Annotated in this window: 8 protein-coding genes; 1 reads left to right on the top strand and 7 read right to left on the bottom strand. The window is 62.8% G+C overall.

The window, feature by feature from the left end; translation table 11 throughout:
* Nucleotides 1-31: 31 nt before the first annotated feature.
* Nucleotides 32-649: a TetR/AcrR family transcriptional regulator gene (locus QZM35_RS06160; protein ID WP_301775592.1), complete on the bottom strand. Its 618-nt coding sequence runs from the start codon at nucleotides 647-649 to the stop codon at nucleotides 32-34.
* A 77-nt stretch (nucleotides 650-726) separates the two neighbouring features.
* Here QZM35_RS06160 and QZM35_RS06155 point away from each other — a divergent pair, with 77 nt between their 5' ends.
* Nucleotides 727-2,187: an efflux transporter outer membrane subunit gene (locus tag QZM35_RS06155; protein ID WP_301775591.1), complete on the top strand. Its 1,461-nt coding sequence runs from the start codon at nucleotides 727-729 to the stop codon at nucleotides 2,185-2,187.
* Nucleotides 2,188-2,484: 297 nt separating this feature from the next.
* Here QZM35_RS06155 and QZM35_RS06150 read toward each other — a convergent pair whose 3' ends face one another.
* The 6 genes from QZM35_RS06150 to tssH all read right to left on the bottom strand — a co-directional run bounded on the left by QZM35_RS06150 (nucleotide 2,485) and on the right by tssH (nucleotide 15,730).
* Complete coding sequence (locus tag QZM35_RS06150; protein ID WP_301775590.1) at nucleotides 2,485-3,900, bottom strand: ISNCY family transposase; 1,416 nt, start codon at nucleotides 3,898-3,900, stop codon at nucleotides 2,485-2,487.
* 204 nt (nucleotides 3,901-4,104) lie between these two features.
* Nucleotides 4,105-8,811, bottom strand: a complete 4,707-nt coding sequence (locus QZM35_RS06145) for an RHS repeat-associated core domain-containing protein (protein WP_301775589.1) — start codon at nucleotides 8,809-8,811, stop codon at nucleotides 4,105-4,107.
* Nucleotides 8,808-10,106, bottom strand: a complete 1,299-nt coding sequence (locus tag QZM35_RS06140; RefSeq protein WP_301775588.1) for a hypothetical protein — start codon at nucleotides 10,104-10,106, stop codon at nucleotides 8,808-8,810. Before QZM35_RS06140 ends, QZM35_RS06145 begins: the two co-directional genes overlap by 4 nt.
* A gap of 17 nt (nucleotides 10,107-10,123) precedes the next feature.
* A complete protein-coding gene (locus QZM35_RS06135; protein ID WP_301775587.1) occupies nucleotides 10,124-10,723 on the bottom strand; it encodes a hypothetical protein in 600 nt (199 codons plus the stop codon).
* Nucleotides 10,724-10,802: 79 nt separating this feature from the next.
* On the bottom strand, nucleotides 10,803-13,076 hold the full coding sequence (gene tssI, locus QZM35_RS06130) for a type VI secretion system tip protein TssI/VgrG (protein ID WP_367620779.1): 2,274 nt from the start codon (nucleotides 13,074-13,076) through the stop codon (nucleotides 10,803-10,805).
* Complete coding sequence (gene tssH / locus QZM35_RS06125; RefSeq protein WP_301775586.1) at nucleotides 13,073-15,730, bottom strand: type VI secretion system ATPase TssH; 2,658 nt, start codon at nucleotides 15,728-15,730, stop codon at nucleotides 13,073-13,075. The genes tssI and tssH overlap by 4 nt, the downstream gene beginning before the upstream one ends.
* Between the last annotated feature and the right edge of the window lie 2 nt (nucleotides 15,731-15,732).

Genomic DNA, 15,732 nt, shown 5'->3' with positions numbered 1-15,732 from the left:
AAAAGAGTCAATGGTCACAATGGGCGTCGATTCACGGGGCGAGGCTGCGGAGCACCAGGCTCGACAACTGCGCGGGCGCGGCATCGGTCGTGTCGAGGTTGTATTGCAGCAGCAGCGGATTCAGGTATGGCCGCATCACGAGGTAGATCGCCGTCGCGGTTTCGTCCAGCGGCGTCTTGCGCTCGAACTCGCCGCTTTGCCGGCCCGCCTGCAGCACCTCCTGCAGCAGTTGCTGCACGCGCGCCTCATAGGCCTGCACCGACTGCCAGTTGCCGGTGGCGGCCGACGCGGCGATGTCGTACAGCTTGCGGTCGCGGAAGAACAGCCGCAGGCTCGCTTCGGTAAAGACCTTGAACATGCGCCGCAGCTTTTCGGTGGGTCGTTTCGCTTCGGCGACGGCGGTGCGCACGTCGGTTTCGATTTCATGCAGGCAGTTCGCGCAGATCATCTCGCCGATCGCCTGTTTCGACTCGAAGAACTTGTAGATATAGGCCTTCGAGAAACCGATGGCCTTCGCGAGGTCGGACACGGTCGTCTTTTCATAGCCGTACCGGCTGAAGTGCTCGGTGGCGGCCGCCACGATCTGGTCCCGCACGTCGTGATCGGCCGGGCCGCGCGCGGGAGCCGGGGAAGCGGTGTTTTCTTTCATGGGTTGCGGCTGGCAAGGATGGACAACGAGTGACTATTTGGTATTATAGTCACCATCTGATCTTGGCTAAAACCGTCATGCTACCGAAACCCATCGTTGCCGCGGTGCTTGCCGCGCTCCTGTCGACGGGATGCGCCGTCGGTCCCGACTACGTGCGGCCGGACATCGCCATGCCGCAGCGTTTCCAGGGCCAGCGCGCCGTGGAGCAGCGGCACGCGGCGGCCGAAGCGGAACTCGCGACGTGGTGGACGGGCTTCGGCGATCCGCAGTTGACCCGGTTCGTCACGCTTGCGCTCGCGCAGAACCTCGATCTCGCGCAGGCCGCGGCACGCGTCACGCAAGCGCGTGCCGGGCTCGGTGCGGCCAATGCAGCGCTGTTGCCTTCGGGCACTGTGACCGGTCAAGCCGCGCGCGTCTACCAGTCGGTCGAAACGCCGTTGGGGCGCGTGCTGAACTCGACGCCCGGTTTCGACCGTCACGGCAACGACTACGAGGCCGATTTCACCGCGAGCTGGGAACTGGATGTGTTCGGCGGGTTGCGCCGCGGGCGGGAGGCGGCGCTCGCCGACTATCAGGCCTCCGAGGCGGCGGCGGTCGCCACGCGCCTTGCCGTGGCCGCGCAGACGGCGGACATCTACATCACGATTCGCGGGTTGCAGGGCCGGCTGAAGGTCGCGCGGCATCAGGTGCAGACCGAACAGGATCTGTTGTCGACCATCAATCTGCTGTATGGAAAGGGGCTCGCGGCGGAGCTTCAGGTCAGGCAGGCCGAGGGTGCGCTCGCTCAGGTCCGCGCAACGGTGCCGGTACTCGAAGCGGCGCTGGACACGGCGATGAATGCGCTCGACGTGATGCTCGGCTCGCAACCCGGTACGTATCGCGCGGAATTGCTCGACGGCGGCGACGTGCCGGTCGCACCGCGGATCGCGGCGACGGGAACGCCCGGCGAACTCCTCAGGCGGCGGCCCGACCTGATCGTCTCCGAGCGGCGCCTTGCGGCGTCGAACGCGCGCATCGGCGTGGCCATTGCCGAGTATTACCCGAAGTTTTCGCTGAGCGGCTTGATCGGCAGCGCGACGACGATGGGCGCGGGCAACCTGTTTGCCGGCGGCGCGAACCAGGCTGCCGGCGTGCTCGGCCTGCGCTGGCGTTTGTTCGACTTCGGGCGCATCAATGCGCAGATCGCGCAGGCCAAAGGGCAGGATGCCGAAATGCTGGCTGCGTATCGGCTCGCGGCGCTGCACGCCACCGAGGACGTCGAGAACGCGTTCTCCGCGCTCGTCAGGCGCGACGAGCAGGCGGCGGTTCTCGCCGACGGCGTGGATTCGCTCGGCCGCGCACGGGCTGCGTCGTTCGCTGCGTACCAGAAGGGCGTCGTCAGCCTGATCGAGGTGTTGCAGGCGGACGAAAGCCTGCTGCGCGCATCGGACGAGCGCGTGCAGGCGAAAACCGAAGCGGCTCGGGCGTCGGTGGCTGCGTTCAAGGCGCTCGGTGGTGGATGGCAAGGGGCGGCGTCCGAAGCCGTTGCGAGTCGATAGCGCGGTTGTACGTGCCGATGGCTTGCCACGTCCTGAATGACCTTGAATCGGTCCAGCTCGCGCATCGTCATCGTGATCCGCTCCGTTGCAGCCATCGAAGCCTCCGGCGCCGGACACCCGGCGGCCGGCCAGCTTACGCGGCCCGAAAGCGGCCATTTCAATCTAGCCGCTACAAACAAATGCCATACCCGGATTCAGATGTCGTAGCGCCAGCTAAATACAGATGTCGCATGTTTCATCGGCCTTTCCGTCCTTCAGCGTTGAAGCGCCGAGCCTGAAGCAGCAGGGCGCTTACGCTCACCCGCGGGCCTTGGCAGACCGCCGCTCAGTTTCTGCTTTTGACGCAACTTCCAGAATCGCGGCTTCCATGTCAGTCACCGTGAACCGGCGAGGTTTCTTCGTGCCGGGTTGCGCTTCATTTGCCCGCACCGGCAGCCCCCGATGCGTTCGCGACGGCGCAGTGCCGATCCGCCGGCTGTCGCGCTGCGCCTGAAACGCTTGTGCCACCTGCAACGCATGGCTCAGGCGCTTGTGATCCACGATCGCGCCTTGATCCACCTCGGCCAGCCGATCGTAGGATTGTGCCGACAGTAGCTGGCCAGCCGCCCGAAGCTCGATGCGTCCGTCCGGGTACTCCCACACCTCGATGTCACGATGTATCCACGCCCGATTCCCCGGCGTATCGTCCAGCAGATAGAGCACCCGGTCGTACTGCACCGTCAGCGCCTTCGTGACCCGGCGTGTCTCGCGCCAGGTCAGCAGCAGATCCAGATCCTCGTCGGACCGCAGCGGTCGATGCGCATCAAAGCCGCTCTTCGGTGGCTTCGCGAAGCGCTCGTTATACATGGCCATGAAGGAGGGCGCGTAAGCGTTCGCGTCGGCCACCGTGCTGATGCCGCGCAGTCTCAACTCCTTGACGAACCGATCCTGCAGCGTCAAGTGCGCTCGCTCGACACGTCCCTTGGCCGAGCTGCTGTTCGCGCAGAACGTGTCAATGTTCAGCTCGTACATCGCCCGACCGAAGTGCGTCACGCTTTGGCCTGTCTTGCTGGCGCTCGTATTGCGGAACACGCTGTACTTGTCGCTGTAAAACGCCACCGGCTTGCCATGGCGCTCCAGATACGCTCGCGTGGCCTCGAAGTAGCTGAACGTCGACTCGGTCTGCGTGAAGTGCAGCATCATCAGCCGGCTCGTCGCGTCGTCCACGTACACCAGCAGCGTGCAGGCCGGCGCCCGTTCCTCGAACCACCGATGATCGCAACCATCGATCTGGATCAGTTCACCCAGACACGCCCGGCGCGCTCGCGGCTGATAAACCTTCGGCGGACGCTGCCGACGTGGAATCCACAAGCCAGCGTCCGTCATCAGCTTCCTGACCGTTTCCTTGGCCAGCCGAATGCCATGGCATTCCCACAGCTTCTCGCAGGCCAACGTCGGCCCGAAATCGGCGTAACGCTCTCGAATAGTGGTCAAGGCGCGTAACGCTAGTCCTTCGTCGAGCTTGCGGTTGCCTGGCCGGCCACGACGGCCCGAAGCGACGCCGCTAGGTCCATGCTCTCGATATCGGATGACCAGCCTTTCCACCTGTCGCACGCTCAGTCCCAGCCGTTCGGCCGCACGTCCGGGCTTCAGGCCCGTGTCCACCACGGCCTGGATTACCTTGAGTCGATCAAGCTCTCGCATCGTCAGTGTCACCAATCCGGCTGGCTGCATGGTCGGCTCCGCGCTCGCTCAACGAGCCGTCCAGCATGCCAGCAGTCAAAAACACGACATCTGTAAATAGCCAGAACACGACATTAGGATATGGCTGCTACACGATTTAACGTTGATAATTCACGTTATGTCAAATTAAAGTGTTAGTGAATCAGTTGATCTGCTTATGATCTGAATCGTCCGGATGCTTCGCTCAAGAGTCCTCTATCGACGCCACCACGCGCGATGATTTTCCCAGTTCTCACCGGGAATCGTGTGTGTCGTCCGGTCAATGCGTCCGTCCCAGCCTTCGATTGGAGACTTGCCGCTGCCAGGTTGAATCCCGGTTTCATTCCGAATGCCGAGTTCCTGTTGAACTCGGGCGCAATGACGACAAGCCGCGCCGCCATGCCCAGGTCGATCCGGATTGCCAGGTTCGTCACCGGACGATGACCACTGACGTGTGGGCGGCCTCCCGCTTGCTTTGTAGCTTGCCTCAATGCCTCTCTGTTCGGCATGGTGAAGGTGGGGATTTTGAAGCGTACTTGGATCGGGAAGGTTTTCACTTGCTTCGATATTTTCCGGTTGCAGTTTTCGATCCGTTCTGGAGGAAACGTAATTGGCGTTTGGCTGGTGATGTTCAGTGACAGGTTTGTCATAACTCGGGTGATAACCAAACGACAGATGCTTCCCATCGACAAAGATGACGTCGTCCGGGCCGAATCCTCGGTTTAGCAGCAGCCTCACCGCCTCTGCCCTCTGGCTCGGGGTCAGTGAATGCGCATTGGAGGTGATGACAAGCCGCCCATCCTCAAGCTCGGTCAGCCCGGTGGTCCTATTGGCACGTTCTGTACTGCGCATGGCCGCATGAATTCCGTCTACGACGCGCTGCCCCTCCTCGCGACTCAAACGCGGTCGCTCAGGCGGTGTCTTGTGTACGGATACGGGCTCTCCCCACAGCGCTAGTTGCTCTGCGACATGTCCCGTGCTCGTATTTCCCGGTCCGTCGGAGGAATGCTCTCCAGCCTTGCACTCATCGGCGGATAACCCGAGCACGTCGACTTTCAGCAACGGGTTCGCTGTATAGGAATAAAGATTGATTCCGCCACGTTGACCAAGCGGATCGGACTGAAGATAGCGACCGAGCGCCGGGTTATAGGACCGAAAACGATTGCTGTGGAGCCCCGTGGACTCGTCAAAGTAGTGGCCCGGAAATCGCAAGTTATATTCGATTGAACTGCCAACCGCGACATCGATCGACCCGTACGGGTCGGTGTGCTCTGCAGCCCATACCGTTTTTGCATCCATGTCCTCGATCCACTGCGGCATGCCAACCTGGTCGTGAAAGACGAAGTAGGCTCGACCACTATCGAGTGCTGCATCTTTGCTCAAGTAGTCGAAAAACATGAACGGAACGAGTGCCATGTCGTTTGCATAGACATACAGCCGCACGAGTCCATCGGCGTTTACTTCCGCAGCGAGGCGATCGCCGTCCCAGTAAAAATCGGTACGCTGGCTGCCACATGTCGTCGCGACTCGCCGACACATACCATCGTAATCGGCAGTCCATGCGACTGGTCGATCGCTTAATTGCTCTTTCACCAGCAAATCCATGCTGTTGTAGTGATACGTCCTGCGACATCCGGTTTCGCTTGTCGCCTGCACGATATGATTCCGAGAATCGTGTTCGTATACGGTGCCGCCTGCTCTGGCAAGCCGGTTGCCCTCGATGTACTGCATCGATCGGGATGTCGGGGAGTCCAGCAGGTTGCCAGCGCCGTCGTAGATGAAGCGACTCACGAGAAGTCCGCCTTGGACTTTTCCGATAAGGCGATGGGCCGCGTCATATCGGTATTCAGTGCTTCCAGTAACACTATCGGTTACGCGTTGTAACTCTCCTGTCGCGCTATATGCGTACTGCGTACTGCGAAGTTGGTCAGTGCGACTTTCCTGCCATGACAGACGCCCAGTAGCCCTGCCTAGCCTATCGAACATATAGAGCACATTTGTCTTATTGGCTAGTTGCATGAGTACCCGGCCGTCTGTCGATCGCAACATGCGATGTTCGCCGCCGTCCGGGGTGCGGATAAGGATCTGCCGACCATCAATTTCTTCGTAATGCACCGCGTAGTGCCCGAAATACATGGTTTCGGATCGATGCTGGCCGGCGTACCGGTGTTCGACGCCTTGATCGTCGCGTCGATCTCCAGTTAATCGGCCGAATCCGTCAAACGTACGCGTGACCTTGAATCGAGTGGTCGACGCTTCTGTTACGTTGCCCAGCGCATCGTACGCGAATGTATGGATATCACCGCTTCCCAGCACACGATGGCTACACAATCCATCGAATCCCACTTCGTTGCGCAGGAGAACGGTTCCGGCGCCGTCGCATTTTTCGATCAATCGATCACCCTCATCGTACCGGTACGTCTCACGTAGCACGCCATGCCGCACCACCCTCGAAATCCGGCCTTTTAAGTCATACGTGTATGCACTTTCATTGCCGGTCGCGTCGATGACGACAGCAATTTCTCCTTTCGCTGTGTGCCGATACCGAATTGTGTTGCCCAATGGATCGGCCTCGCTTTCGCGTAAGTTCCACGACGTGATAGTGTTGTGATAACCGCATCCGTCCTTGTCACGGAGAAACAGCAGGTTGCCGGCATCGTCGCGATGCAGATATTCGGTTTGCCTATACTCGTCCGTGCGCGCGATCACGTTTCCTGCAGCATCATGCTGCTCAGTCGGAGCGGATACGACAATATTCGATGCGAATTTGTTGACTAGCGTGTCGATTTCAGGCGGTAGCAGTATCCGATCAACCAGATCCGTCGGTCTGGCATCGCCCCACTGAAGCCCCAGCGGGGTCGCTGGGATTTCATGCGTCAGAGGGTTGGGCAGCGTGAGCGCTTCTTCTCGCGGTGGCCAGTGATTCCCCCAGCCATCCAAGCGTCCCGTATTACCGCCGCGCTCGTCATAAAGCCAGCGAATCACGCGCCCGCCAGAATCCGTCTCGCGAAGGATTTGTCCATCATCGCCGGTCACGCGCTCCGTTGCTCCGCCATATGGATCGACGATTCGCGTCACGGTGCGCGCCTCGTTGTACAGGAATGTCCATTTTCCGCCATCGACACGCGTCACTACGGTGCGACCGGGTTGATAGCCGAGCACGACACGCCACCGCCCGTCCTCGCCGACACTCTCTATACAGCGATCTTGGTTGTCGTACCGGTATAAGAATGAGTAGCCGTTGGGATCGGTCTCCTGGATCATCCGGCGCCGACGATCATATTTGTGTGAAGTCCTCGCGCCAAGAATATTGGTAACCTCCACCAGACATCCAGCCGTGTCGTAACGGTAGTGAGCGATCCGCTGGCTTCCGCCCTCTTGATCTTTGAGATAAAGCTCAACGACATGGCCGTGGTCATCGTAGCGGAAATCGATCAACTGTCGCTGATGAGCGCGACAGTCCTCCTGCGTAATGCGCATGAGTGCACCGTCACGCGAATATTCGAGCGTGCGCTGAACGTCGCTCTTGACGTACCGTACGAGCCGAGCAACCCGGTCGGAATCGTTTGCGCGATCAAAAATCATGTCGCCTAGCCGTTCGTGATGAAGAACGAAACAACGCCCATCTCGTTGCTCGAGCTCGTAGCCGGAACAAATGCCCGCATATTGGCCCGCTGCATTCCGACGAAATGGATATGTCCGGTTGCGTGCATCCACATAGATCGCCCGTGTGCGCAACATGCGAAGTTCGTGCTGAAACCCATGTCGGAAGCCGAATCCGAGGACTCCGTCCTGATCACGCCAGCCGCTGCAATAAAATCGCTCCAAACTGAATTCAGGCACTTCAACTTTCACATAGTCGACGAATTCGTTCTCGGCCGTACCCCTGACCACATCGACTGGGTGACCATCCCTGCACGGGCCTGCTTCTTGCCGTTCAGGTGCTATTCGAGCGCGTACCTTCTTTCCGATCCCATGCTTCGCCGTATGCCACATCATCTGCGAGTCCGGCAACGGAAACCCGCCGATCAGGACCGTCGGATCGCCCACGAGCAGCGCCCCCATACTCGGCTCGATGCCGGGATCCTTGCCCATCAGGTTACTGAGCGCCATGAACGCGAGATCGGCCGCAGTTTGTGCGGCCATCATCGCTGCTGCTGCGATTTCTCCTTGCGATGCGTCATCGGCAGCAGCCGCTACCCCGGACGCTGGCCCGACCGCGGCGTTACCAACCGACCATGCCTTCCCTGCCCGTCCCAACGTCTTCGCCCTGCCGGTCACTTGAGCAGCCTCGCTTGCCACCTCCTCGCCTTTCTCCGCAGCGCTCGCCGCTTCGCCACCCGAGTGCCCGACATGCCCCATCGGATTGCAATGCCGAGTCATGTCGATTCCCATGCGAGCAGCACGCATCCCGCCGATGAAGGTATTGCTCGATCCAGTCTGAATATCGAAGAAAGGCGTTATCCCGCCGCACGTCGGCGCGATACCGATATCCAGCACGCGTGCCGCAGGAATCCCCCCAATCAGCACGCTCAAACATCCGCTACCGATCGTCGCCCCGACGCTCGGCAACGGAAAACCGCTGCTTGGCGGATGACTATGCGCATGCGGCGTACCGAGATGCGGAACACCGATGGTGGCCGCCGGCATCCCCGGCATCTTGTCGAGCAGCGGGATCTGCGCAATGCCGGTGTTGAGTAACTGCGACGGCATGCCCTGCAACGACGCGAGCGAGTTCACGGCTTCGCTGACGTGGTGAAGCGTGCCGCCTTCCGACGAGAAGGTCTCCTTGAACGGATCGAACGTCGACTTGACCGTACCGAGCAGCGAATCGCACGCGGTGTCGGCCTTCGACTCGGATTGCGATGCATGGCTCTCCGCAGGCGTCGATGCGCGCGTCAGCCGGGTTTCAAAGTCACTCATTGGCGCGCCCGTTCGTACCCGGCCATCGCATCGTGTACCGTCGGCGCGACCACTCCACGGAGGCGAGTCATGTAAAGCGGATCCTTCTCCAGCTCATACGCCCTAGCCTCGGTTTTCAGGCCGGCGTTCCCGTAGAGCGAAACGAGTCGATCGAGGAGGGAAATGCGCTGTCGTTCGCAGCCGAACTTTTCGCACAATCCCTTCGCGGCAATCCAGCTTTTCGCGGCTTCCGCCGCCTGGCCACATGCCAGCAGCGCGACACCGCCCTTCTCCATCGCCTCGATCTTCGTATGCACGAGCATCAGCCTGCCGGCGGCACCGCTCGCGAGATCAAAATAAGTCGCCGCCTTCGCATGCTCGCCGAGCGTGTTGCAACAGCTACCCGTGGCCATCAGCGCATTCAGCACGACCAGCAGGTTCCGACCATCGAGCGCAGCCGGCAGCGCGCGCATGTACCAGTCCTTCGCATCGCGCGGCGACCCGTGGCGCAACGCTACATCGCCGAGGCCGTGCAATGCCACTGCGCAGCCTGTCGCATCCTTGCGCTCGGCGTGGAAGGAAAAGAGCGCGTAGTACTTGCGCTGCGCTTCGGGCAATCGGCCATGCGCAAGATCGATCCCTGCGATTTGCAGCAAGGCCCCCATGCGCTGCTCGATCGGATGCACCGCGTCGTTCGCGATGTCGACCAGATGACGGGTCGCTTTTTCGGACGAGAAATCTACCGGCAAGATCAGCACGTGCTCGGCCTTCTTCTCGCGAGCGAGCGGAATCAGGCACGGATGCTTCCGGTCGTCGCGGATGCAGAACCGATGCCCTTCCATCCACTCTTCAAAGCCGTTCAGCGCCAGGCATTGCAGCACCAGCTTTGCAAAGCCGCCGAAATCGCCCATCGGTGACGGCAACCATGCCCATACGACCTTGGTGCCTTCCGGCATCAGCGTGTGAACATGCGTGACGGCATCGCGCAGCCGTGCCGCCGGCGCACGCCTCGGGTCGGTGCAGGTCAGCGGCAACGGTGGCCAGCTTGTTTCGCCACGTTCAATGCGTGCGCTGCTTGCGTCGTCGATCTGACGTGCAAGTGCTTCCATGCACGTCTGCAGATACGCGTCGGCAGAGTCGCAAGGAAACGGAAAATTCAGGAAAACGGCATCGCCGAGTCGTTCGTCGAGCGACTGCATCATCTTCAGAACCGGCACGAGGTCGTTGTCGGTTGCCTCGATCAACAGCGTGGGATCATCGGGCTGATCGATGAACGCTTCGAGCGACGATTCGATGGCGGAGAATTCACGATGCATGACGTCAGGCCGCCTTCTCAGTTCAGGCGAACGTAACGGCTGCGCACGACGGTGTCCGCTTCGGTCCGGATATCGACACCGCCTCGCCCGCCCTCCAGTTCGAGGGTCTGCGCGCTCAGCCGCAGCTTGCCGGCGACTTCGATATTCACGTTCCGGTTCAGCAGCGTCACGACCGGCCCATCCGGAGAAGCACGCACCTGCAGCAGCGGACAGCCAGATGCATCCGCGATCTGCACGCACTTGTCGGTTTCAAGCGAAAGTGCCATCGCGGGTTCGACCGCTGGTTCGACCGGTTCACCGTGTCCTTTGCGCATGAGAAGACCGGCGATCAGGTACTCGGGCCAGTTCGCAGGAGATTGCAGCAGCACGCGATCGCCGATGTGGGGCTTGATGCCGTCCACGCATTCGAGCCAGCGTTCGCACGTGGTGTCGTCCTGCGAAACCCACTTCACACGAATGAGCCCCATCGCGTCGGGATGATGCGTATCGGTCACTTCGCCGATCATCGTCGACGATTCGCGACGTTCGTCGGGCGGTGTACGCTCCGGCGTCGCATCGTTGGCGAACAACCGGCGCAACGCCTCGACTGTTTCGGCTTCGAGGGCTTCGTCGACCATCACCTGATCCGATTCGTTTTCCATCGAATGTCTCCCATGCTTCAAATGCAATCGTGTGACCGGCAGGCGCCGGTCGAAATCAATTGATGTGGGCAATCGTCCCCTGGATCGTCACGCCCGATCCGTCGAGCGTGATCGAGCCGCCACCGGTCGCCAGAACGATCCTCGTCGCATTGACGTTGACGGTGCAACTGGCCTTGCCGTTGTCGATGTTGACCGTCGGTGCCTGAAGATTTGCCGTCGACTTGCCGGAAAGATTGAGATCGTTCTCGCCGTAAATCGTCACGCCAGGTGCGTAGCCCGCAATGTTGACGCCCTTGCCGTATCCGGCGATGGCCACACCGCCACCCTGGCCGCTGATCCCGACACCGGTATCGCCTCCGGTTCCGCCGATGGAGACGCCGACGTTGTCCTTGTTGATCGACACGCCACTCTTTCCTGAACCCATGTCGATGTATTGGCCGGCCGCCAATGAAGCGACTTTGTTAACGTCCACGGAATGGTTTCCGGCATTGACCTTCGTCGCATACGACCCGGTGCCGACGACATGCGTGCTGTTCCCCTCGACGAAGACGTCGTGCGTTCCGGCGATCACCGCCAGGTTGTGATTCCCCTTGGTCACGGTATGCGAACTGTTGCCATCGACCGACACGCTGCGATTCCCCGTCACCCCATGCGTCTCGTTCGCCCCAATCTGCGCGACCCGGTTCTGCCCGATATTCACCGTCTCGTTCTGCCCCACGCTCCGTTGCCGGTTGTTCTTCACCTGCATCGTTTCGTCGTTCCCGACCGTATGCGTATGGTTGTTCCCGACGGAAAGCGAATGATCGAGCTCCGTCTCCGCATCGAAATTCCGTTCCGCGTGCATCCACAGTTGCTCGGCGCCCTTCTTGTCCTCGAACCGGAACGCATTGGCGTGGTCGGTCGTCCCGCCCGGCGACGAGCGTGACAACAGCCCGCTCTGCGTCGCACTGCCCGGCAGCCCCCACGGTGGCATCTTCTCGCCGTTGAAAACCCGTCCGGTGACGATCGGCTCATCCGGATCGCCGTTCAGAAAATCCACGACGACCTCATCACCCACCCGCGGAATCTGCACGCCCCCGAACCCACCCCCGGCCCAGGGACTCGACACCCGCACCCAGCACGACGAATCCTGATTGCTCTGCCCATACCGATCCCAGCGGAACTGCAGCTTCACGCGCCCGTACTGGTCGGTCCAGATTTCCTCCCCGGGCGGCCCGACGACGGTGGCCGTCTGCGGCCCGTTGGTGCGCGGCCGCGGCGTCTCGCGCGGCGACCGGTAAGGCAGGCTCGACGGCTGCACGAGCATCATCGTCTGATGCACGACGGCCTCCGCGCCCTGGTCGCTCGCATACGCGTTCTCCTGAAAGCGGTACTGGCAGCGCACGATCAGGTATTCGCGGTTCTGGTCCGCCCGCGGGCAATGTTCGAGCGTGAACAGATGACCGGGCGCGACACCGCGCACATCGGTATCGGCGCTCGCCCGTTCATGTCCGGCCTGCTGTTCCTCGAGCCGCACGCGGCTGTAATGCGCACCGGGCGCATCGTCGCGATAACCACCCGGCCACTCGAACGAAGCGAAACTGTCGTGATCGTGCCCACGCGGATCGACTTTCTGCGACGAAAGATCGGCGCGCGGCTTCGTATAGTCATAGTCGGTGGTCTGGTGCCGGCCGACGCTCACCGCCTGCGCGGGCAGCCAGCCGTCGATGTGCTCCTCGTCGGCGATCGCGGTGCGGTCGCGCGCGATGTACGGAATCGTCTCGTAGCCGGGCAGCACGGTATGCGACGACATCGCGTCGCCGAGCATCAGCGTATGCGTGTCCTCCGCATGCCGGAACCAGAAGTAGATCCCCTCGAACTCCATCAGCCGCGACACGAACGCGGCATCGGTCTCGTTGTACTGCACGCAATAGTCGCGCGGCACATACGATTCGGCGAGGTGGTTCTCGATCGGAAAGCCGTACGTCGACAGCACCTCCTGCACGATCTCGGGCACGGTCTTGTTCTGGAAGATCCGGCAATCGGAGCGGCGCGTCGCGAGCCACAGCCACGGGCGCACGATCAGCTCGTAGCCGTAGTAGCGCTCGGCGCGCCGGCCGGAAAGCGATGCGCGCGCAACGATCCCGTTCAGGTAGCGGGTCGACAGGTCCTGCTGTTCGATCCGGACCGTCACGGGCTTGCCGAGCATGTCCTTCAGCGACAGGCTGTGACTGTCGGCAAGCGCCTCGATCCGGAATTCGAACAGGCGGCCGAGCTCGTCGCTGCCGTCGAGCGTATGGAACTTGAGGCCGTCGCCGTGCGGGCTGTCGAGTGTGAATACGCGATTCAAGTCGTTTCCTCCTCGTCGAACCGGTACGCGAATTCGCCGTCGACGGCGCTCAGCTCGATCGACGACAGCGTGCGGCCCTCGAGCGTGGCCTGGAGGATCGCGCGGCCGATGCGCGGCATCACGGTGTGCGTGAGGATTGCGTCGACCATCCGGCCGCCGGATTCGATCGTCCGGCAACGCTCGACGACCAGCGCGGTCGCCGCTTCGGTGCAGCGCAGCCGGATGCCGTGGTGCGCGTCGATCCGCTGCTCGATCCGCCGCAACTGCAATGCGACGATCCGCGCGAGCGTCGCGTCGGTGAGCGGGTAGTACGGCACGACGGTCAACCGCCCGAGCAGCGCGGCAGGAAACACGTCGAGCAGCGGCGCGCGCAGCGCATCGGCGAGCGTCTGCACGTCGGGCAGGCGCTCGGGGTCGCGACACAGCTGCATCACACGATCGGCACCGACGTTCGACGTCAGCAGGATCACCGTGTGGCGGAAATCGATGTCGCGCCCCTCGCCATCCTCCATCCAGCCCTTGTCGAATACCTGGAAGAAAATCTCGTGCACGTCGCGGTGCGCCTTCTCGATCTCGTCGAGCAGCACGACGCTGTACGGGCGGCGGCGCACCGCTTCGGTGAGCACGCCGCCCTGCCCGTAGCCCACGTAGCCGGGCGGCGCGCCCTTCAGTGTCGACACCGTATGCGCCTCCTGGAATTCGCTCATGTTGATCGTGATCGCGTTGTGTTCGCCGCCGTACAGCGTGTCGGCCAGTGCGAGCGCGGTCTCGGTCTTGCCGACGCCGGACGGCCCGCACAGCAGGAACACGCCATGCGGTTTCTTCGGGTCGTCCAGCTTGGCGCGCGCGGTCTGGATGCGCTCGGCGATCAGCTCGACCGCGTGCTGCTGGCCGACGACGCGCTCGCCGAGCGTATCGGCGAGCTTCAGCACGGCCTGCGTTTCGTCGCGGACCATGCGGCCGAGCGGAATGCCGGTCCAGTCGGCCACGACCGCGGCCACCGCGTGTGGGTCGACGGCGGGCAGCACGAGCGGCGCATCGCCCTGCAGGTCGGCCAGCGCCTGCTGGGCAGCCGAGAGACGGTTTTGCGCCGCGGCTCGTGCATCCGCATCGAGTGCGTGGGACGGATCGTCGTCGAGCAGCAGCGCACGGGCATCGACGATCGCGGTCAATGCGTCGCGTTCGGTTTGCCAGCGCGTGTCGAGCCGGTCGAGTTCGGTTCGGGCGGTAGCAATGTCGTGCTCGATCGCGTCGCGCCGCGCCGTATCACCGGTGCCGAGCGCGCATTCGCGCCCGATCCGCTCCTGTTCGACGCGCAGGCTGTCGATGCGGCGGCGTGCATCTTCGATCGGCGCGGGTACCGCGTGCTGGCTGACGGCGACGCGCGCGCAGGCCGTATCGAGCAGGCTGATCGCCTTGTCCGGCAACTGGCGGGCGGGAATGTAGCGGTGCGACAGCGTGACGGCGGCCTCCAGCGCATCGTCGAGCACGAGCACGCGGTGGTGGGCCTCGAGCTTCCCGGCGAGGCCGCGCAGCATCGTCAGCGCGGCCGCTTCCTCCGGTTCATGGACGTGCACGAGCTGGAAGCGTCGCGTCAGCGCCGGGTCCTTCTCGATGTACTGCTTGTACTCGGACCACGTGGTCGCGCCGATCGTGCGCAGCAGGCCGCGGGCGAGCGCTGGCTTCAGCAGGTTCGCGGCGTCGCCGGTGCCGGCGGCCCCGCCCGCGCCGACGAGCGTGTGGACTTCGTCGATGAACAGGATCGCCGGCCGCTCGGACGACATCGCTTCGTCGATCACGCCGCGCAGCCGGCTCTCGAATTCACCCTTCACGCTCGCGCCGGCCTGCAGCAGCCCGATGTCGAGCAGGTACAGCGCGACGTCCCGCAGCGACGGCGGCACGTCGCCGGCGGCAATCCGCAGCGCGAAGCCTTCCGCGACCGCCGTCTTGCCGACGCCGGCCTCGCCGACCAGCAGCGGGTTGTTCTGCCGGCGTCGCAGCAGGATGTCGACGATCTGGCGAATTTCCGGATCGCGTCCGATCACCGGATCGATCTCGCCGGCCCACGCGCGGGCGGTCAGGTCGACGGCGAAGCGCGTGAGCGCCGAGCCGGCGGCGGCGGTCGCGCCGCGCATCGTCATGTCGCCGCCCTGCGCCGCCTGCCCGGCCGCTGGCGCTTCGGGCGAGCCTTCGACGATCGACGCGAGTTCGTCGGCGAGCACGTCCGGCACGATGCGCTCGAATTCGCGCGTGATCGCCAGCAGCACGTTGCGCAACTGCGGTGTCTTCAGGATCGCGAGCAGCAGCACCGCGCCGCGAATGCGCGTCGCGTCGTACTTCAACGTCGCGTAGACCCACGCGCGCTCGACCGCATCGTCGATGTGCACGGACAGATCCGACACCGAGCCCGCGCCGCGCGGCAGCTTGTCGAGCGCGGTAACGAGCCCGCGGTCGATCGCGGCGTCGTCCACGCCGAAGTGGCGCAGCACGCGCTGCAGGTCGCCGTCGGGCCGCTGCAGCATCTGCTTGAACCAGTGCGCAAGCTCGACGTACGGATTGCCGCGCAGCCGGCAGAAGCCGGTCGCCTGCTCGAGCGTCTCGTAGAGGAACGGATTCAGTTTTCCGAACAGGTTGGCGCGGCCGATATCGGACATGA

The organism is Burkholderia sp. AU45274 (assembly GCF_030482505.1).
Lineage (GTDB): Bacteria > Pseudomonadota > Gammaproteobacteria > Burkholderiales > Burkholderiaceae > Burkholderia.
This window is presented reverse-complemented; position numbering and strand designations above follow the sequence as displayed.

Bases quoted from the DNA above. Each gene is read 5' to 3' on its own strand.
- QZM35_RS06160 (WP_301775592.1), bottom strand. From the start codon at position 649: ATGAAAGAAAACACCGCTTCCCCGGCTCCCGCGCGCGGCCCGGCCGAT.
- QZM35_RS06155 (WP_301775591.1), top strand. From the start codon at position 727: ATGCTACCGAAACCCATCGTTGCCGCGGTGCTTGCCGCGCTCCTGTCG.
- QZM35_RS06150 (WP_301775590.1), bottom strand. From the start codon at position 3,900: ATGCAGCCAGCCGGATTGGTGACACTGACGATGCGAGAGCTTGATCGA.
- QZM35_RS06145 (WP_301775589.1), bottom strand. From the start codon at position 8,811: ATGAGTGACTTTGAAACCCGGCTGACGCGCGCATCGACGCCTGCGGAG.
- QZM35_RS06140 (WP_301775588.1), bottom strand. From the start codon at position 10,106: ATGCATCGTGAATTCTCCGCCATCGAATCGTCGCTCGAAGCGTTCATC.
- QZM35_RS06135 (WP_301775587.1), bottom strand. From the start codon at position 10,723: ATGGTCGACGAAGCCCTCGAAGCCGAAACAGTCGAGGCGTTGCGCCGG.
- tssH (WP_301775586.1), bottom strand. From the start codon at position 15,730: ATGTCCGATATCGGCCGCGCCAACCTGTTCGGAAAACTGAATCCGTTC.